This is a genomic window from Haliea sp. E17 (genome assembly GCF_048323675.1).
Lineage (GTDB): Bacteria > Pseudomonadota > Gammaproteobacteria > Pseudomonadales > Halieaceae > Mangrovimicrobium.
In genome coordinates this window covers 363,314-383,704 of record NZ_JBLWFK010000005.1, presented here as the reverse complement: position 1 = coordinate 383,704, position 20,391 = coordinate 363,314, and the positions used below count along the sequence as shown (strand labels likewise).

At 62.9% G+C, this 20,391-nt stretch carries 14 protein-coding genes; 3 read left to right on the top strand and 11 right to left on the bottom strand.

Annotation, left to right across the window (positions count from 1 at the left end; all coding sequences use genetic code 11):
• Positions 1–11 precede the first annotated feature (11 nt).
• The 8 genes from gltB to ACNKU3_RS15135 form a co-directional block, all read right to left on the bottom strand.
• Complete coding sequence (gene gltB, locus ACNKU3_RS15170) at positions 12–4,454, bottom strand: glutamate synthase large subunit (RefSeq protein ID WP_418260353.1); 4,443 nt, start codon at positions 4,452–4,454, stop codon at positions 12–14.
• Between the two features lie 134 nt (positions 4,455–4,588).
• Positions 4,589–5,665 carry a 3-dehydroquinate synthase gene (gene aroB / locus ACNKU3_RS15165; protein WP_418260556.1) on the bottom strand — a complete coding sequence of 359 codons (1,077 nt, stop codon included), beginning with the start codon at positions 5,663–5,665 and terminating at the stop codon, positions 4,589–4,591.
• A 72-nt stretch (positions 5,666–5,737) separates the two neighbouring features.
• Positions 5,738–6,250, bottom strand: a complete 513-nt coding sequence (aroK, locus tag ACNKU3_RS15160; RefSeq protein ID WP_418260352.1) for a shikimate kinase AroK — start codon at positions 6,248–6,250, stop codon at positions 5,738–5,740.
• Positions 6,250–8,343 (bottom strand): type IV pilus secretin PilQ, encoded by a 2,094-nt coding sequence (gene pilQ, locus ACNKU3_RS15155; RefSeq protein ID WP_418260351.1) that lies wholly within the window; start codon positions 8,341–8,343, stop codon positions 6,250–6,252. Before pilQ ends, aroK begins: the two co-directional genes overlap by 1 nt.
• A 72-nt stretch (positions 8,344–8,415) precedes the next feature.
• Positions 8,416–8,946, bottom strand: a complete 531-nt coding sequence (locus ACNKU3_RS15150; RefSeq protein ID WP_418260350.1) for a pilus assembly protein PilP — start codon at positions 8,944–8,946, stop codon at positions 8,416–8,418.
• Between the two features lie 2 nt (positions 8,947–8,948).
• Complete coding sequence (locus ACNKU3_RS15145) at positions 8,949–9,563, bottom strand: type 4a pilus biogenesis protein PilO (RefSeq protein WP_418260349.1); 615 nt, start codon at positions 9,561–9,563, stop codon at positions 8,949–8,951.
• Between the two features lie 3 nt (positions 9,564–9,566).
• Positions 9,567–10,136: a PilN domain-containing protein gene (locus ACNKU3_RS15140; RefSeq protein ID WP_418260348.1), complete on the bottom strand. Its 570-nt coding sequence runs from the start codon at positions 10,134–10,136 to the stop codon at positions 9,567–9,569.
• Positions 10,136–11,200, bottom strand: coding sequence for a pilus assembly protein PilM (locus tag ACNKU3_RS15135; protein WP_418260347.1), 1,065 nt, complete (start codon positions 11,198–11,200; stop codon positions 10,136–10,138). Before ACNKU3_RS15135 ends, ACNKU3_RS15140 begins: the two co-directional genes overlap by 1 nt.
• Before the next feature lie 175 nt (positions 11,201–11,375).
• On the opposite strand from ACNKU3_RS15135, the gene ACNKU3_RS15130 reads away from it, so the two are divergent.
• Entirely contained in the window at positions 11,376–13,814 is a 2,439-nt protein-coding gene (locus ACNKU3_RS15130; protein WP_418260346.1) for a penicillin-binding protein 1A, read from the top strand.
• 30 nt (positions 13,815–13,844) lie between these two features.
• On the opposite strand, the gene ACNKU3_RS15125 is transcribed toward ACNKU3_RS15130, so the two are convergent.
• From ACNKU3_RS15125 to rpmE, 3 genes are all read right to left on the bottom strand, one after another.
• Positions 13,845–15,095, bottom strand: a complete 1,251-nt coding sequence (locus tag ACNKU3_RS15125; RefSeq protein ID WP_418260345.1) for a malic enzyme-like NAD(P)-binding protein — start codon at positions 15,093–15,095, stop codon at positions 13,845–13,847.
• Positions 15,096–15,159: 64 nt separating this feature from the next.
• On the bottom strand, positions 15,160–15,993 hold the full coding sequence (locus tag ACNKU3_RS15120) for a thermonuclease family protein (protein ID WP_418260344.1): 834 nt from the start codon (positions 15,991–15,993) through the stop codon (positions 15,160–15,162).
• An 8-nt stretch (positions 15,994–16,001) separates the two neighbouring features.
• A complete protein-coding gene (gene rpmE / locus ACNKU3_RS15115) occupies positions 16,002–16,217 on the bottom strand; it encodes a 50S ribosomal protein L31 (RefSeq protein WP_418260342.1) in 216 nt (71 codons plus the stop codon).
• Between the two features lie 198 nt (positions 16,218–16,415).
• Between rpmE and ACNKU3_RS15110 the strand changes: the two genes are divergently transcribed.
• Entirely contained in the window at positions 16,416–18,602 is a 2,187-nt protein-coding gene (locus ACNKU3_RS15110; protein WP_418260341.1) for a primosomal protein N', read from the top strand.
• A gap of 102 nt (positions 18,603–18,704) precedes the next feature.
• Positions 18,705–20,390: an arginine--tRNA ligase gene (gene argS, locus ACNKU3_RS15105; RefSeq protein ID WP_418260340.1), complete on the top strand. Its 1,686-nt coding sequence runs from the start codon at positions 18,705–18,707 to the stop codon at positions 20,388–20,390.
• The last annotated feature ends 1 nt before the right edge of the window (position 20,391 follow it).

Genomic DNA, 20,391 nt, shown 5'->3' with positions numbered 1-20,391 from the left:
CAGTACCCGCGTCAATCCGTGTTGCGCAGGCGGGACAACAGGCGATCGAACTCTGCGGCTTTCGGCTTCACCAGCCAGAACTTGCCGACATAGTCCTCAAAGTTTTCCAGCAGGAAGGCACCCCAGGCCGAACCGGTCTCCTCGACGAATTCACGGATATTGCCGCGCAGGTGATTGCGGTAAGCCTCCATGTACTCGGAGCTGACCCGGTGGATGTCCACCAGTTCGCTGTTGTACTTGTCGATGAAAGTGCGATCCAGGTCGAGCACGTAGGCGAAACCGCCGGTCATACCTGCACCGAAGTTCACACCCGTTGTACCCAGTACGGTGATGTTGCCACCGGTCATGTATTCGCAGCAGTGGTCACCGGTGCCCTCGACCACCGCGTGCGCACCGGAGTTGCGCACCGCGAAACGCTCACCCGCGATACCCGCTGCGAACAGCCGGCCGCCAGTGGCGCCATAGAGACAGGTGTTGCCGATGATCGAGGCTTCCTGGGACTTGTATTCCACATTTGCCGGCGGGTAGATCACCAGCTTGCCGCCGGCCATGCCCTTGCCGACGTAGTCGTTGGAATCACCCTCGAGGTACATGTGCAGGCCGCCAGCGTTCCACACGCCGAAGCTCTGGCCCGCGGTACCTTTCAGGCGCAGCACCAGCGGGTTGCTCTCCATCCCGGTGTTGCCCCAGCGTTTGGCGATTTCCCCGGAAAGGCGCGCGCCGATCGAGCGATCACAGTTACAGACCTCGAACTCAAATTCGCCGCCTTTGCCGGCGTCGATGGTCGGCAGGGTTGCAGCCACCATGGCCTCCGCCTTCTCGCCCTTGTCGAAGGGCTCGTTGCGGGCGACCTGGCAGAATTCCGGCTCACCCTTCGCCTGTGCGTCCTTGTAAAGGATGGGCGAGAGATCCAGGCGCGCCTGTTTCTCGGTCTCGCCGGGCAGCAGTTCCAGCAGGTCAGTGCGGCCGATCAGCTCTTCGAGGGAAGCCACGCCGAGTTTCGCTAGCCACTCGCGGACCTCGATGGCGATGAAGGTGAAGAAGTTCACCACCATGTCCACCGTGCCCTTGAAGTGGTCGTCGCGCAGCTTCTGGTGCTGGGTGGCGACGCCGGTGGCGCAGTTGTTGAGGTGACAGATACGCAGGTACTTGCAGCCCAGCGCCACCATCGGCGCGGTACCAAAACCGAAACTCTCGGCGCCGAGAATCGCCGCCTTGATCACATCGAGACCGGTCTTCATCCCGCCGTCCGCCTGCAGGCGGATGGAGCCGCGCAACTTGTTGCCGCGCAGGGTCTGCTGCACTTCGGCCAGGCCCAGCTCGAAAGGCGAGCCGGCATAGCGAATCGAGGTCAGCGGGCTGGCCGCGGTACCGCCGTCGTAACCGGAGATGGTGATCAGGTCGGCATAGGCCTTGGCCACGCCGGCGGCGATCGTGCCCACGCCGGGCTCGGAAACCAGCTTCACCGAGACCAGCGCGTCCGGGTTGACCTGCTTGAGGTCGAAGATGAGCTGCGCGAGATCCTCGATGGAATAGATATCGTGGTGTGGCGGCGGTGAAATCAGGGTCACGCCCGGCACGGAATAACGCAGGCGGGCAATCAGGTCGTTGACCTTGCCACCGGGCAACTGGCCACCCTCGCCGGGCTTGGCACCCTGGGCCACCTTGATCTGCAGCACCTCGGCGTTTACCAGGTAGTGCGGGGTAACGCCAAAACGGCCGGAGGCGATCTGCTTGATCTTGGAGGAGCGCTCGGTGCCGTAGCGCGCCGGGTCCTCACCACCTTCACCGGAGTTGGAGCGCGCACCGATGCGGTTCATCGCAACGGCCAGCGCCTCGTGGGCTTCGGGACTCAATGCGCCCAGCGACATGCCGGCGGAGTCGAAGCGCGGCAGGATTTTCTCGATCGGTTCGACCTGGTCGAGGGCGATGCCCTCGCCCGTGATAACCGGACGCATCAGGTCGCGCAGGGTTGCCACGGGGCGTTCGTTGACCAGGGTCGCGTAGCGCTGGTAATCCGCATAGTTCCCGCTGGCCACCGCCTGTTGCAGGGCGGTCACCACGTCGGGGTTGAAAGCGTGGTATTCCTGGCCGTGCATGTATTTCAGCAGGCCGCCCGGGGCGATCGGCTTGCGCGGCACCCAGGCGTCGGCCGCCAGCGCTTTCTGGTCGGCTTCCAGTTCGGCAAACCCGGCGCCCTCGATGCGCGAAGCCACGCCACAGAACGCTGTATTTACCACACTCTTCGCCAGGCCGATGGCCTCGAAGAGCTGCGCGCCACGGTAGGAGGAGACCGCCGAAATGCCCATCTTGGACATGATTTTCAACAGGCCCTTGTTGATCCCCTTTCGGTAGTTCTTGTAGCAGACGCTCGGTTCACCGAGCAGCTCCCCGGAACGGATCAGTTCCTCGAGGACGCTGTAGGCCAGGTAGGGATAGATCGCGGTAGCACCAAAACCGAGCAGGCAGGCAATCTGGTGGGAATCCCGCGCACTCGCGGTTTCCACGACGATATTGGCATCGGCGCGCAGGCCCTGCTTGATCAGGTGGTGGTGCACTGCACCGGTGGCCAGCAGGCTGTGCACCGGCAGGCGCTCCTTGCTGATGCCGCGATCGGACAGCACCAGGATAGTCGCGCCCTCGCGCACGGCCTGTTCAGCGGCTGCCTGCACCGCGGCGATGCCCTGCTCGAGGTCGGAGTCGGCGGCAGTATAGGTACAGTCCACCCGGCACACGGTGAAACCGGGGCGATCCAGGTTCATCAGGGTATTGAACTTGCCCTGGGACAGGACCGGCGAGGTCAGGATAACGCGGTCGGCGTGCTCCGGACCCTCGGAAAACACGTTTTTCTCGCCGCCGAGGTCGGTTTCCAGGGACATGACGATGGTTTCCCGCAGGGGATCGATCGGCGGGTTGGTGACCTGGGCGAATTTCTGGCGGAAGAAGTCGTACAGGGGGCGCTGGGTGCGCGACAGCACTGCCATGGGGGTATCGTCGCCCATGGAGCCCACCGCCTCGTTACCGGATTCACCGAGCGGGCGCAGCACCTGGTCCTGCTCCTCGAAGCTGACCTGGAACATTTTCATGTAGGCCTTGACCTGATCGCGCTCGAGGCCGGAAACGGCTTCGGAGGCCAGGGTGCCCTCGATACGCTGGGCCTTCTCCTGCAGCCAGCGCTTGTAGGGCTGGCGGTTTTTCAGGCGATTCTCGATCTCTTCGGTCTGCAGCAATTCTCCGGTATGCGTGTCGACCATGAGGATCTGGCCGGGTCCCACGCGCCCCTTGGCGATGACGTCTTCACTCTTGTAGCCGTAGGTACCCACTTCCGAGGCGAGGGTGATAAAGCCGTCCTTGGTGCGCACCCAGCGCGCCGGGCGCAGGCCGTTGCGGTCGAGCAGGCAGACCGCGTAGCGACCGTCGGTCAGGACCACGCCGGCGGGACCGTCCCAGGGCTCCATGTGCATGGAGTGGTACTCGTAAAACGCCTTCAGGTCGGAGTCCATCAACTCCATGTTCTGCCAGGCCGGCGGAATCAGCATGCGCAGGGCGCGCGGCATATCCACGCCACCGGTCAGCAGCAGTTCCAGCATGTTGTCGAGGCTGGAGGAGTCCGAGCCGGTGCGGTTCACCAGTGGGGCGATCTCGCGGATATTGGGAAGCCGCTCGGTCTCGAAACGCGCGGTGCGCGCCTCGGCCCAGTTGCGGTTGCCGTCGATGGTGTTGATCTCACCGTTGTGCGCGAGCAGGCGGAAGGGCTGCGCCAGCGGCCAGCGCGGCATGGTGTTGGTGGAAAAACGCTGGTGGAATACACAGATCGCGGTTTCCAGGCGCTGGTCGGCGAGGTCCGGGTAGAAGCGCGGCAGGTCTACCGGCATCATCAGGCCCTTGTAGGAAATCACCCGGCCGGAGAGGCTGCAGATATAGAAATCACCGTCGGCTTCGTTGGCGATTTCCGCCTTGCGGCGGGCGACAAACAGCCGCGTGGCCAGGTCGACATCGGAAAAGCCCGGCCCGTCGACGAATACCTGCTCGATGCGCGGCAGGGTTTGCAGGGCGATGTCTCCGCATACCGAGGGGTCGGTGGGTACTTCGCGCCAGCCCAGTACCTTGAAGCCCTGGTCGGTGAGCGCCTGCTCCGTAGCCGCGCGTGCGGTTTTGGCCAATGCCTCGTCCTGGCTGAGGAAAATCTGTCCCACCGCGAAGCTCTCGGAAAGCTCGGCGGAAAAACACTCCTGGGCCAGGGTTCGCATGAACTGGACCGGCATCTGCATCAGCAGGCCACAGCCATCACCGGTCTTGCCATCTGCCGCAATACCACCGCGGTGGGTCATGCAGGTGAGGGACTCGATTGCGGTTTGCAACAGGCGATGGCTGGCATCGCCCGAGGTATGGGCTATCAGTCCGAACCCGCAGTTGTCGCGGAACTCTTCAGGTCTGTACAGGCCTGCGCTCATAGTCAGTCCAAAATAATTAGAAAAAACAAAAACTTAAGCTTTTGCCCAGAAACTCGAAAAAGAGCCGGGCACGGCAAAAGGGGGCGCTATTTTACACAGTCGGCCAGATTCCGACAAACCGGGCGCCAGCCCGGTCAGCCGCCTCCCAACAATGCATGCAATTCTTGTTCCGTGGCGTCGTCAACCACACAGGCCTGGCCTATCGCCCGCAACAACACCAACCGCAGACTGCCGTCGACCACTTTTTTGTCGCGCCCCATCAGGTCGATAAACTGCGCCGGGCTTATGTCCGCGGGGGGGCGCTCGGGCAGCCCCATGGTCCGCAGCAGGCTGCGGAAGCTGTCGACTTCGGCCATAGCCAGCCAGCCGCGGCGGGCCGACATCTCCATGGCCAGTGCCATCCCGGCCGCCACGGCCTCACCGTGCAACCACTCGCCGTAGCCCTGCGCGGTTTCGATGGCGTGGCCAAAAGTATGGCCCAGGTTGAGGATTGCGCGCAGCCCGGATTCCCGCTCGTCTTCGGCGACCACGGCCGCTTTGTTGGCACAGCTGCGCTCAACCGCCTCGGCGAGGGCCGCCTCTTCCCGCGCCAGCAGTTTGGGCATGTTTTCGCGCAACCAGGTATAGAACGGTGCATCGCAAATCAGGCCGTACTTGACCACCTCGGCGAGTCCCGCGGCGAACTCCCGGGGTGGCAGGGTCGCCAGCGTGGCTATATCGATGACCACAGCGACGGGCTGGTAGAAGGCGCCTATCATGTTCTTGCCAAGCGGATGATTGACCGCGGTCTTGCCGCCCACGGAGGAGTCCACCTGGGACAGCAGTGTCGTGGGGACCTGGATGAAATTCACGCCGCGCTGGTAGGAGGCCGCGGCAAACCCGGTGATATCGCCGATCACCCCGCCGCCGAGGGCGATCATGGTGGTGGTCCGGCTGTGGCGGTCGGTCATTACCCGGTCCAGTATCCGGGTATAGCTTTCCAGCGTTTTGTAGCGCTCGCCGTCGGGCAGGATGACTTCTGTCACCAGGCCGCGCTCACCCAGGCAGGCTTTCAGGTGATCGAGGTACAGCGGAGCGACGGTGTCGTTGCTGACCAGGACGACCTGGGAACCGCGGATATGCCGGGCAATCAGCGACGGATCGCGGAGCAGGTCGCGACCGATGTAAATGGGGTAACTGCGCTCACCCAGGTCGACATGCAGGGTATGCATCAGAAGGGACACACGGAATTCCTCGAGCCCAAAACGGCTGGCTATGATACTGGCTGAGGGGGGTAGCTGTCTTTACCCGGGAATTGCCAGCGCCACCTGCTGGGCCACGGACTTGGGCGTGCCGGCGGCGGTATCGATGACACAGTCCGCGATTTCCCGGTACAGGGGGTCGCGAATGCGCATCAACTCCCGCAGGGTTGCCTCGGGATCGACGCCCTGCAGGAGCGGTCGCTTGCGATCGCGGCGGGTGCGCCGCACCTGCTCGTCGATACTGGTATACAGGTAGACTACAAACCCCCTGCCCGCGAGGGCAGTGCGATTCTCGGGCGCCAGCACGGCGCCACCGCCGGTAGCCAGCACGATGCCGTCCCAGGTGGTCATTTCCTCGATAACCTGGCGTTCGCGCTCACGGAATCCGGACTCACCTTCGACATCGAAAATCCAGGGGATGTCCGCGCCGGTGCGCGCCTCGATTTCGCTGTCGCTGTCGACAAAGCGCAGGCTTAGCTCGTCGGCGAGTACCCGGCCGATAGTGCTCTTGCCGGCCCCCATGGGGCCGACAAGGAATACGCGTTGAACCGGCATTAATCGAGGAGGGTATCGGCCAGGATCCGTGGCGTGATGAAGATCAGCGTTTCCGTCTTGGTCTTGGACTTGGTTTCGCTGCGGAAGAAAGCGCCGACGTAGGGAATGTCACCAAAGAACGGCACTTTGTTGATGGTCTCGATATCTTCAGTCTTGAATACCCCGCCCAGTACCACGGTTTCACCGTTGCCAACCAGCACCTGGGTGTTCAGTTCCGTGGTGTCGATGGAGGGGATGAAGCCGCCCAGGTTACCGCTGGGAACCAGGTCGCCCACGGAATCCTGCTTGACCTGCAGTTCCAGCAAGATGCGGTCATCCGGGGTGATGTTGGGGGTTACTTCAAGCTCCAGTACAGCTTCCTTGAAGGATACCGAGGTCGCACCGGATGCAGCCGCCTCCTGATAGGGAATTTCGGTACCCGACTTGATATTGGCCTTTTGCTTGTCGCCGGTAATCACCTTGGGCTGGGAAACTACCTCACCCTGGCCGGCCGCCTCGAGCGCGGAAAGCTCGGCTGTAAGGAACAGGTCTTCACTGGTAAAGCCGACCGCGAAACCGCTGGTGCTGGCAACGCCGAGGTCAACCAGCAGCGCGCCGGGATAGGACAGGGAAGGCGTCGAACCGTTGATAATCGAGTTATTGAGACCCACCACGTTGGCCGCGTCGCCGGAGACCGAAAGGATATTGTCCTTACTGGAATTCAGGTAGCCACCGCCCCACTCAATACCCAGGTTGTGGGTCAGGTCGGAACTCGCGATCACGATACGCGACTCGATCATTACCTGGCGTACCGGAATGTCGACACGCTCAATAAGCTCGCGAATCGCGGCAAGCTTGGCCGCGGTATCCGTGATGATCAGTGAATTGGTCCGCGCATCGACGACGACAGAACCGCGCTCCGAAATCAGCTTGCCACCCTCTTCTGCGCCGGCATTGAACAGGGTGACCAGTTGTGCGGCATTGGCATAGCGGATACGGACAAACTCGGACTGCAGTGGGGCCAGTTCGGCAATCTGCTTGCTCGCCTCAATTTCCTGGCGCTCGCGCTCGGCGATTTCAGCGGCCGGCGCCACCATCAGCACGTTGCCAACCTGGCGCTTGTCCAGACCCTTGGTTTTCAGCACCAGTTCCAGCGCCTGGTCCCAGGGCACGTTCTGCAGGCGCAGGGTGATACGGCCGGAGACGGTATCGCTGGCCACCAGGTTGAGTTCGGTGAAGTCCGCGATCAACTGCAGCACCGCCCGCACCTCGATATCCTGGAAGTTGAGGGAGATGCGGTCACCGGTGTAGGCAAATTCCTTGCGCCGCTCCTCGACCTCATGGGCGGAAAGTGGCTTGACGCTAAGTACATACTGGTTATCGGTCTGGTAGGCCAGGTAATCGAATTCACCCTGGGTTTTCAGGGTCAGCGTGGCCCCACGCTCCGTGGTATTCACGTCGACACTGTTCACCGGGGTGGCGAAGTCGGTGACATCGTAGCGGCGCATCAGCCGTTCGGGTACCGAGGTTTCCACAAACTGCACCTTGATGTCCCCGCCTTCGCTGTAGACGTTCACATCTACTGAAGGATTGGTGAGTTCCAGAGTCAGGCGACCCTCGCCCTCTGGCGTACGCTGGAATTGCAGGTCGCTGATTTCAGAATTTACGGTGACCACTTCCTCTACCTGGCTGGGCAGGCGATTGGGATCGCTGGTCGGTTTGACGTAGTCGCCCGAATCCTGGCCAACCACCAGGAACAGGCTGTTGCCGTCGACCCGGGTTTCGTAGGGCACCAGTTTCACCAGATTGACGACCATACGGGTACGGTCACCGGATTCCAGGACCACAACGCCGGTCGCATTGCCGTAGGGCAGCTCGAAGCGCTTTTCCGCCAGCGCGCTCTTCGCGCCGGGGAAATCCACCGCGATGCGCGCCGGCTTCTCGATCGTGTAAGCCTGCATCGCAGGTGGCGCCTGGTCGAAATCCAGGCGGACTTCAAACTTGCTGCCTGAACGGGAGCTGAACTCAATGTCGGTGATGGTGGGATCCGCCGCTACCGCCCTGGTTCCCAGCAGCAGGCCTAGCGCCAGCCACGTCCACTTCCCTATTTGCATTGTTCCTTTCCCCACGGCCCTTGTCCCCAAATGTTGTTTTCTATTTGACATGGCAATCACCCACGGCCCGGCTCACATTCCGGACAACTTGATTGTGCGCGGTCGTTCGACCCAGCCGTCCGAGCTGCCATCGCTGACAATCTCAACAACAGCCACCCAGGCATCGCCCAGCTCCACGATCTTGCCGTAGTGACGACCGACATAATTCCCCAGTGTCACCCGATGTACCCCGCCCTCGGGGTCCCGGATCAAAGCCCAGTCGGTTCCGCTGCGCTCCAGCGTACCCACCATGCGCAGCGAATCGAGGGTAAATTGCTCCAGGAATTCCTTCGGTCGCGTGGTGTCAGGTTTTACCGCACTGACCGCCTGGAGTTGGGCGATTTCACGAACCTCTATAGGCCGCTCGAAGGGACTGCGCAGGGTAGTGGCGCTATAACCAAACGCCTCGTAGGCCTTGAAGGTCGGTATCGGCGCAATAATCCCCCCCGGACGACTGCGCTTTTCCGCCATGAAGGCATCGAGGTCACTGAAACCGCGCCCACCACAGGCCACCAGCAATACCGGCAGGGTGAGGACGGCGAATTTGCTTACCAGTCGCAGCATGCTCACACCTCGTCGTCCCGGTACCGATAGGTTTTTGCGATTATTCGCAGGCTCAGGCTGTCGGCGTCGCCCTTGGGTGCGCTGATCGTGAAGTCGTGCAGGGTCACAATCCGCGGCAGGGCTGCCATGCTGCTCACAAATGCCCCGAGGTCGTGGTAGGAACCTCGGGCTACTATCGAAATGGGCAGCTCAACGTAGAATTCGCGCTGAATTTCAGGCTGCAAGTCGATCGAGTCAATTTTCAGGCCGTTCAGCAGGCCTTTATTGGTGATATCTTCCAGCAGACCGGGCACTTCGGTGTCGCTGGGCAGCTGCTTGACCAGGGCGCCGAAAGACTCCTCCATCTCCTTGAGCTGCTGCCGGTAGGCTTCGAGATTGGCAGCTTCAAATGCCTTCTTCTCGAAGTCCTGTTTCAGCGCTGTTTCTTTTTTCTGCTCGGCAACAAGCTGCTCCTGCAGGCCCTTGATGTGGTAGTAGTAACCACCGCCCAGCACAACACCCAATACCACTATCCAGATGAACACTCTGATCAGGATCGGCCAGGAACCGACGTTGTCGAAATCCAGGTCGTTGATATCGAATTCGCGCAGTGAGCGCATTGAGTTCTCAATAGCCATGAATCACTGCCCCTCTTCCTGTTGGTCGGAATTCGGCAGTTCGACCTTGACGGTAAGATGGAAACGGTTGGCCTGGTCACCGTACTCTGGCGCCGCCTGCACCTTGTCCAGATTTGGCGAGGCCAGCCAGTCGGAAGCATCGAGACGGCGCATCAGGCTGGACACCCGGTTATTGGACTCGGCAATACCATCGATGGTGATGGTCCTGTTGGAATTCTTCAGGGATGAATAGAACACACCATCGGGCACCGTGCGCACGATCTGGTCCATGATCCGGACAATGACCGGGCGGTTGCCCTGCAATTCCTGGATGACCTGCATGCGATCGATCAATTCATTGCGGCGCTTCTGCAGCTCCTTGATCTCGGCGACTTCCTTGTCCAGTTCACGAATATGCGTACTCAGGTAGTTATTGCGCTGGCGCTGGTAGTCGATCTGGCCATTCACCATGCGGTCGGCCAGGAATACCAGGGCGGCACCCAGAACAGCCACTACGACGAGAATCATAAGAAACTCGCGCTTGAGCTGTTGGCGCCGCTCTTCTCTCCACGGGAGTAAGTTAATCTGGGCCATCAGTCAAAACTCCGTAGCGCGAGCCCGCAAGCTATCATCATCGCCGGGGCATCACTGGACAGCGCCACCGCATTGACCCTGGAAGAAATCGACATATCGGCAAAAGGATTGGCAACGGAGGTCGGCGTGCCGAGCTTCTCCTGCACAAGTTCCGGCAAGCCCTCCATGGAAGCCACACCGCCGGCCAGGACGATGCAGTCGACATCGTTGTACTGGCTGGAGGAAAAGAAAAACTGCAGCGAGCGCGCCACCTGCTGGACTACCGCATCCTTGAAGGGTTCAAGAACCTCGGGCTCGTAGTCGTCGGGCAAGCCGCCCTGCTTCTTGGCCAGGCCCGCTTCTTCGAGCGGCAGGCCGTAGCGGCGCATGATTTCGTCGGTCAATTGCTTGCCGCCGAAAAGCTGTTCGCGGGTATAGATCGTACTGTCGGCAGTGATCACGCTGAGAGTGGTCATGGTCGCGCCGATATCCACAATCGCCACCGTACCGTCTTCGTCGATATCGAGCTGATTGCGTATCAGGGAAAAGGCTCTCTCCATCGCGTAGGCTTCGACATCCATGATCCTGGGCGTCAGGTCCGCGGCCTCGATGGCCGCTACCCGCATATCGATGGTCTCGCGGCGGCAGGCAGCCAGCAGGACCTCGACCTGGTTGGCGCCTTTTGGCGATGGCCCCTGGATCTCGAAGTCGATGGCGACTTCCTCGAGCGGGTAGGGGATGTACTGATCCGCCTCCAGCGTAAGCTGGGTCTCCATGTCGTCCTCACTGAGGCCGGCTGGCATGTCGATCACCTTGGTGATGACGGAAGACCCGGCGACTGCGGCAGACACGGTCTTGAGCTTGGTGCGCGACTGGGCGACGACGCTGCTGATGGCGTTGGCAACGCCCTCGACGTCGTTGACGTTCTTTTCAACGACCGCGTCCACTGGCAGGGAGCTCACTGCGTAGCTCTCTACCCGGTAGCGTCCCCCTGAGTAGCTCAACTCCAGCAGCTTCACTGTCGTCGAACTGATATCAAGCCCCAGAACCGGTGTCGCTTTTCTTTTCCCTATTAATCCAAGCAACTCTTTTCCCTATGTGTATCACTAGCTTAGGATGTTTTTATGCACCGATACATTAATAAGAACTTATAACATAGCGGTAAATATATCCCAAACCAAAAAAGGCATATAATTACCAAATACATGCCCGCCCCCGCTTATAACACTAACTCAGGCCCCAACTTTGTAAAGTGAATTCATGAGCTTTCTCAACTTTCTGCTCCGTTTTATGTTTTTAGGCCTGTTTGGCGCGTTATGGCTGCTCGCGGGTATCTACCTTTACCTCAGTCCGGACCTTCCGGACGTGCAGACATTGCGCGACGTGAAACTGCAGACACCCATGCGGGTATACACCCGCGAGGGCGACCTGATCGGCCAGTTCGGCGAACAGAAGCGCAGTCCGCTGGCCTACGACCAGATTCCGCCGCAGTTCATCGACGCCCTGCTGGCGGCGGAAGACGACAACTTTTTCCAGCACCAGGGGATCGACCTGATGGGCCTCGCCCGGGCGGCCTCGGAACTGGTGGTGACCGGGGAAAAAGGCTCCGGGGGAAGTACGCTGACCATGCAGGTGGCGCGGAATTATTTCCTCTCGCTGGAAAAGACGTTCATGCGCAAGTTCAACGAGATTCTGCTGGCAATCGAAATCGAGCGCCGCCTGAGCAAGCAGGAAATTCTCGAGCTGTATATCAACCGTGTGTTCCTCGGGCACCGCGCCTATGGCTTCGAGGCGGCCTCCCAGGTCTACTACGGCACCAGCATCGACAACCTGAACCTCGCCCAGTACGCCATGCTCGCCGGCATCCCCAAGGCGCCGTCGCGCAACAACCCGATAAGCGGCCCCGAGGCGGGCAAGGAGCGCCGCAACTGGATTCTCGGGCGCATGCGCGATCTCGGCTACATCACCCAGCAGGAATATGCTGAAGCCGTAGTCGCCCCCGTTACCGCGGGCCTCCACGGCGCGCAGATCAGCTTCGCCGCGCACTATGCCGCAGAGATGGCCCGCCAGGAAATGCTCGACCGCTACGGCGTCGAGGCCTACAACGATGGCTACAGCGTCTATACCACGATCAACAGCCCGCTGCAGAAAGTTGCCCGCCAGTCATTGATTGATGGCCTGCTCGCCTACGACAGTCGCCACGGCTACCGCGGACCGGAGCAACACTGGTCCCCACCCGCGGACGATGCCAACGCTGCTGCGGAATACTGGGTAGAAAAGCTCGAGGCCATCCCGCAGATCATCGGCCAGACGCCCGCCGTGGTAATGGAGATCGGGGAAGACCGCGTGAAGCTGCTGTTCCGGGATGCCGGCACCGGCGAGCTGCTGTGGGACAAGGGCATGTCCGGGGCGCGCCCCTACCGCACCGAAAACTATCTGGGGGCGGCGCCGAAAACGCCCGCCGAGCTGTTCAAGCCGGGCGACCTGATTCGTGTGGTACAGGATGAAGAGGGCGCCTGGCAGCTGGCGCAGATTCCCGCCGTGCAGGGCGCGCTGGTGTCGCTCAACCCGGACAACGGCGCCATTGTCAGCGTGGTTGGCGGCATGGGTTTCGAGCTCAGCAAATTCAACCGGGCCACCCAGGCGCTGCGCCAGCCGGGCTCCAACTTCAAGCCATTCCTGTATTCAGCGGCTCTGGAAGCGGGCTTTACCGCGGCCAGCATCATCAATGATGCGCCCATCGTGGTCGCCGACAATTCCATCGAGGACATCTGGCGCCCGGAAAACGACAGTGGCGAGTTCTACGGGCCGACCCGACTGCGCTGGGCGCTGACCAAGTCGCGCAACGTCGTCTCGATCCGCCTGTTGCAACAGCTCGGCATCGACAACCTGGTCGCCGCGCTCGAGCGCTACGGTATCGACACCTCGAACCTGGACGCCAACCTGTCACTGGCGCTGGGCACCCACGCCATGACGCCGCTGGAAGTGGTGAGCGGTTATGCCACCATCGCCAATGGCGGTTACCGGGTAGAGCCCTACCTGATCGACCGCGTCGAGGACATGGAGGGCCGGGTGATTTTCCAGGCCCGGCCACCCACGGTATGCCGCGATTGCGACGACAAGCCGGCACCCGCCGGACGCAAGGAACTCAGCATGGAAGAAATTCTCGCCAGCGAGGCTGCTGAAGATGCGCTGCCGCAGCCGCCGCGGGTGATGGATGAACGGGTCAGCTTTATCATGACCAGCATTCTCCAGGACGTGATCAAGAAGGGCACCGGGACCCGCGCACTGGCGCTGAAACGCGGTGATATCGCCGGCAAGACCGGCACCACCAACGGGCCGATGGACGCCTGGTTCTCCGGTTACAACCGGGATGTCGTCACCACAACCTGGGTCGGGTTCGACAATTACACCCCGCTCGGCCGCAGGGAGTTCGGCGGCACCGCAGCACTGCCGATCTGGATTGACTACATGCGTGAGGCGCTTCGCGACAGCCCCGACCGGCAGCGTCCGATTCCCCCGGGCGTGGTTACCGTGCGGATCAACTCGACAACTGGCGGTCTTGCCGCCCCCGGGGATTCCACCGCGATCTTCGAGTTTTTCCGCGAGGAAACCGCGCCCCGGGCCACTGCGAACGGGCAGAACGGCAATGGCCGCAGCCAGCAGCAGGAAGACAACCTGGTGAGGGATATTTTCTAGCGGGCAGGTGCCAGCGGGCCGCGGGGCCCGCTAGACCGCTTCAGCGTACTCGGCGGGCAGCGCGCGTCGCGCGACACCGCTTTCTACCGCAGCCCGGGCGACGGCGGCTGACAGGCTTTCCAGCAGGCGGACGTCCATCGGCTTGGGAATGATGTACTCCGGGCCGTATTCCAGCGACTGTAAACCACAGGCGAGCAGGACCTCCTGCGGCACCGGCTCCTTCGCCAGCGCACACAGCGCCTGCACAGCGGCGATCTTCATCTCTTCGTTGATGCAACTGGCGCGCACGTCCAGGGCGCCGCGGAAGATGAAAGGAAAGCCCAGTACGTTGTTCACCTGGTTGGGGTAATCCGAGCGACCGGTCGCTATGATCAGGTCGTCGCGGGTGGCCCGCGCCAGTTCCGGCCTGATCTCGGGGTCGGGATTGGAACAGGCGAAAACAACCGGACGCTCAGCCATGGAAAGCAGCATTTCGGAGCTGAGCAGGTCGGCGCCGGAGAGGCCGATAAACACGTCTGCACCATTGATGGCGTCGGAGAGGCTGCGCTTGTCGGTGTGGTTGGCGAACTCCTGCTTATAGGCATTCACCCCTTCACGACCGGCGTAAATTACCCCGAGGCGGTCCAGCATGAAGATATTTTCCCGCCGGGCACCGAGGCTCACCAGCAGGCGCATACAGGCGATCGCAGCCGCACCGGCCCCGAGGCAGGTAATCACCGCGTCCTCGAGCCGCTTGCCCTGGATTTCCAGCGCATTGACGAGGCCGGCGGCGGTGACAATGGCCGTTCCGTGCTGGTCGTCATGGAACACCGGGATACTGCAGCGCTCGACCAGCGCCGCTTCTATCTCGAAGCACTCGGGCGCCCGGATGTCCTCCAGGTTGATGCCGCCGAAACTGTCCGCAATACGCGCGACCGTCTCGATAAATTCACCCGCGTCCTCGGTATCCACTTCGAGGTCGATGGCGTTGATTCCCGCAAAGCGCTTGAACAGCAGGGCCTTGCCTTCCATCACCGGCTTGCTGGCCAGGGCACCGAGATTGCCCAGTCCGAGCACCGCGGTGCCGTTGCTGATGACAGCGACAAGGTTGCCCTTGCCGGTATACCGGTAGGCTGCCTCGGCATCTGCGGCAATCTCCCGGCATGGCTCTGCCACCCCGGGGCTGTAGGCGAGGGACAGGTCCAGCTGGGTCTGGGCCGGTTTTGTCAGTTCGACACTGATCTTGCCGGGCGTTGGCTCCGCATGGTAAGCGAGGGCAGCTCGCTTGAAGTCGTCAGACATAGGAAGGCACCGCTAAAAAAAGGTATACGAGGATAAAGAAAACGCATTTCGGGAACAAGTTGATTTATTCCCTCTCTCTTGTCTCGCCCGGAGACGCCAACATACTGGGATGGCCGAGAGTGAGCACCCACCAACCTCCGCGCATCGGCACCAGCCAGCCCCGCACCTGGACCGCCTGGCCCTGCAGCGCTTCCAGCGCCGATCGGGAGTACAGCGACTGGCTCCCGGGACCGATCTTTACCCCGACCTTGCCTGCCAACTGCAGCCACCAGCCATTTTCCTTGAAGCTGACCCGGGTGACCCGGTCCTGCAAAAGGGCAAATCCGCGGTACCCCGGTTCGAGCCCGGAGACGCTGCGCGGGCGGTATTCAGCAATACCCCAGACACCCAGCCGAGCTGCCCGCGCCGCTGCTTCCGCTGCCGCCAGGCACTGCGCCCTGGCGGTGTTGGGCGCGATTGCCACGTGAAATCCCAGGCCCTGCCGCAGCAACTGTGTCGCGATACCCTCTCCCCGGGCATCGAAGGCCCAGGCCAGTCGCCGTCCGTGGGGGTCGCGGGCCTCGGGACCGTCCTGCAGCCACACCCGGCCATCCGCCACCAGGGCCGAAAGCGCGGCCCGCGCCTCCTCGGCCAATGGCTGCCCCGCCTCCCCGCCATGGCCCAATTCCGGGGTATTGATGCCGATCAGGCGCACTTTGTCACCGCCCGCGAGTCGCAGGGTGTCGCCATCGCTGACCCGCGCTACGCGGAACTCCTGCAGCTGAGCCGGCGCGACCGCGCAGTCGACTGCGGACTGCCCGGGAGTGGGCTGGCCGCGGGAACAGGCGGCAAACGGCAGGCATAAAAAAAGCGCCAGTACCGTCGGTAACTGGCGCTTTCGAGCTGCCTGAAGCAGCACGGTGATGCTTAGCGCTTGGCGCCGCGGGTGCCGAAACGCTTCTTGAAGCGATCAACACGACCGCCTGAATCGACAATTTTCTGCTTGCCGGTAAAGAACGGGTGGCAGTTGGAACACACGTCCACGTGGAAATCTTCGCCCAGGGTGGAACGGGTGTTGATGATGTTGCCGCAACTGCAGGTGGCGGTAACCGCTTCGTATTTAGGATGAATATCCGCTTTCATGGTACGTGCTCCTCACACTTGGACGCCGCCACCCGATCTTCTGCCGGGCACGGTGTCGGGAAAAAATAGGCGCGCATCTTACCAGACCAGGCGGCGATGGCAAGCGCAAAAATTCGCCCCATCGGCAGCGGCAGCGTGGCCTGTTCCCCGGACCGGTTGCTAAACTGGCCGCCGTTCTTCGCCCGCAGACCGATGCCAATGCCTGTATTGCGCGTGGCCGTCCCGACGCCACTGTACAGTTTGTTCGATTACCTGCCCCCTGCCGGGGTCGCGGCCGCCAACCTGCAGGCGGGAATCCGCCTCAGCGTCCCCTTCGGCCGCCGCGAGCTTACCGGCGTACTGGTCGCCGTGGTCGACGCCAGCGATATGGAGGTCGCAACGTTGAAATCCGCCAGCGCCATCATCGACAGCGAGCCGCTCATCGGTCCGGGCCTGCTGGAACTGTGCCGCTGGGCCTGCGACTACTACCAGCACCCCCCGGGCGAAGTCTATCCCGTCGCGTTCCCGACCCTGCTGCGCAAGGGCCGGGAACACAGCGCCCTCGCCGCACCGGGGTGGCGCCTGACCACCCGGGGAAAAGGCCTGCCGGAGGGCGCCCTGGCCCGTTCGCCAAAGCAGGCACAGGCGTTATCCCTGTTACAGCAGGCCGTAGCAGTGCCCGCTTCGCGCTTTGCCGCGGCGGGCATCAACCGCGCGGCCCTGCGCGCGCTGGCCGAGAAGCAACTGGCCGAAACCTGTGATATCCCGGCGCAGCCTGCCGCAATAGACCGCGGCCCCCGGCCCTCACTGACTCCCGAACAACGCCAGGCCCTTGACGGAATCCGTGCATCCGCCGGGTTCAGCTGCCACCTGCTCGAAGGTGTCACCGGCAGCGGCAAAACCGAGGTTTACCTGCGCCTGATCGACGACTGCCTCAACGCGGGCAGGCAGGCACTGGTACTCATTCCCGAAATCGGCCTCACCCCGCAGACAGTGGCCCGCTTCCGCGACCGCTTCGGCGATGGTCTGGCAGTCCTGCATTCGGGGCTCGGCGAAGCACAGCGCTACAGCGCCTGGGAGGCCGCACGCAGCGGTCTGGCCCACATTGTTATCGGCACACGATCCGCGGTGTTCACGCCACTGGCGCGACCGGGGCTGGTAATTGTCGACGAGGAACATGACGCTTCCTTCAAGCAACAGGACGGATTCCGCTACAGCGCCCGGGATGTCGCCGTCAAACGCGCACAAATTGACAATTGCCCGGTGGTGCTGGGCAGCGCGACACCCTCGCTGGAAAGCCTGCACAACGCCCTGGGCGGGCGCTACCGGCACCACCGCCTGCAACAGCGCGCCAGTGGTGGGATGCCGCCGCGCATCGAGACCCTGGATATTCGCCAGAAAACCCTGCAGGCCGGCCTCTCCGAACCTTTACTGCAGGCCGTAGGCGACACCCTGCACCAGGGCGGCCAGGCCCTGCTGTTCCTCAATCGACGCGGTTTCGCCCCTACCCTGCAATGCCACGACTGCGGCTGGATTGCCGGCTGCTCCCACTGCGACGCCCGCCTCACCCTGCACCGCCGCGCCCGGCGCCTGCGCTGCCACCATTGTGGCGCGGCGGCGCCGACGCCACCGGGCTGCCCCGAGTGCCACAGCCAGCAACTGATGAGCAAGGGCCTGGGCACCGAGCAAACCGAGGATTACCTGCGCCGGCACTTCGCCGACTGGCCGGTCTACCGGGTGGACAGCGACTCGATGCAGGGCCGCGACGCAATGCGCGAGCTGGTGGACGAGGTCAATCGCGGCCGCCCCTGCATCCTGCTGGGCACCCAGATGCTGGCCAAGGGCCACCATTTTCCGGGCCTGGCCCTGGTCGGCATCATCGATATGGACGCCATGCTGTTCAGTACCGATTTTCGCGGCGAGGAACAGGCCGCCCAGCTGCTCAACCAGGTGGCGGGGCGCGCCGGGCGCGCCGACACCCCCGGCAGGGTACTGCTGCAGACCCACCACCCGGACAATCCCGCCCTGCGCGCCATGCTCGACCAGCCCTACCACCAGCAGGCCCTCGGCCTGCTGCAACAGCGGCAGGCGACCGGGCTGCCCCCCTACGGCCAGCTGGTCCTGGCCCGCACCGACTGCGCGGATGCCAGGGAGGGCGAGCAATTCCTGTGTCTCCTGCGCGAGGCTCTGGAACCCCGCCTGCGCGGCAAGGCCCAGCTGATCGGACCGTTGCCAGCCCCCATGCAGCGCCGCGCCGGCCGCTATCGCAGCCAGCTGCTACTGCACTGCCAGTCGCGGCCGCTGGCCCGGGAGGCCGCCCGCGAGCTGGTCACCGCCGCCAGGAACCTGCCGGCCAGGGGCGGCCTCAAGTGGTCGCTGGACGTGGATCCCCTGGATATGTTCTGAGTCCCGGCCAGCTGGCTATCACGGGGCGATGCAGGGATAATAGCGCCTTCACTTCCCGGCCCCTCCCGGGACACGCAACACGACTCAGGTACATTCCTCCAGATGAAGGACGCAATTTCCCAGCTCATCGCGCAGGCGCTGGATACGCTTGTTCAGAATGAAAAACTGCCAGCGGGCAACATCCCCCCGATACAGGTGGACCGCACCCGCGACAAGAGCCACGGCGATCTCGCCAGCAACGTCGCCCTGACCCTGGCCAAGGCCGCGGGCATGCCTCCGCGCGAACTCGCCGGCCTGATCTGCGCGTCACTGCCGCCGAGCCAGGTGGTCCAGCGCACCGAAATCGCCGGGCCCGGTTTCATCAACTTCTTCCTCAGCGAAGACAGCGGCCAGGCCGTGGTTCGCCGCATCCTTGAGCAGGGCGAAGCCTTCGGCCGCAACCAAAGCGGCGAGGGTCGCAAGGTGCAGGTGGAATTCGTCTCCGCCAACCCCACAGGCCCGCTGCACGTCGGCCACGGCCGCGGCGCCGCGGTGGGCGACAGCCTGTGCCGGTTGCTCGCCGCCACCGGCTGGGACGTGGCCAGCGAGTTCTACTACAACGACGCCGGCGCCCAGATCGACAACCTCACCCGCTCGGTACAGGCGCGCTGCCATGGCCTGGGACCGGACAGCCCGGAATGGCCCGAGGACGGCTATCGCGGCGACTATATCGTGGATGTCGCCAGGGCCTATCTCGCCGGCGAGACCATCGACGCCGAGGACCGCCACGTCACCGGCGCGGGCGACCCGGACAACTCCGACAGCATCCGCGATTTCGCAGTGGCCTACCTGCGCCGGGAACAGGACCTCGACCTGAAGGCCTTCGGCGTCCATTTCGACTGCTACTTCCTCGAATCCTCGCTGTACAGCAGCGGCGCGGTGGAAGCGGCGGTCAAGCTGCTGGTGGACAATGGCCACACCTATGAGAAAGACGGCGCGATGTGGCTGCGCACCACCGATTTCGGCGACGACAAGGATCGGGTAATGCGCAAGTCGGAGGGCGGCTACACCTATTTCCTGCCGGATGTCGCCTATCACCTGAACAAGTGGCAGCGCGGTTTCGGCCGGGTAATCAACGAACAGGGTGCCGACCACCACAGCACCGTGACCCGCGTGCGCGCCGGGCTGCAGGCCCTGGGCGAAGGCATCCCCGAGGGCTGGCCGGACTATGTCCTGCACCAGATGGTCACCGTGATGCGCGATGGGGAAGAGGTCAAGCTGTCCAAGCGCGCCGGCAGTTACGTGACCCTGCGCGACCTGATCGACGAAGTGGGCCGCGACGCTACCCGCTACTTCCTGGTCGCCCGCGGCCCCAGTTCGCAACTGACTTTCGACATCGACCTGGCCCTGTCCCAGAGCAATGACAACCCGGTGTACTACATCCAGTACGCCCACGCCCGGGTGTGCTCCATCCTGCGCAAGCTGGAAGAGCAGGGTGACAGCTGGGACCAGGAAGCGGCCCTGCAGAGCCTCGAACAGCTCACTGAAGAACAGGAAAAGTCGGTACTGCGCCAGCTGGACCGCTACCCGGAAGTCGTTGCCCACGCCGCGACCAATTCGGAGCCCCACCAGGTGGCCAATTACCTGCGCGAACTGGCCGGCGATTTCCACACCTGGTACAACGCCCACAAGACCCTGGTAGACGACAAGCCCCTGCGCGACGCCCGCCTGGCACTCTCGCTGGCGGTCCGCCGGGTGATCGCCAACGGCCTCGACCTGCTCGGCGTCTCCGCGCCGGAGAGCATGTAAG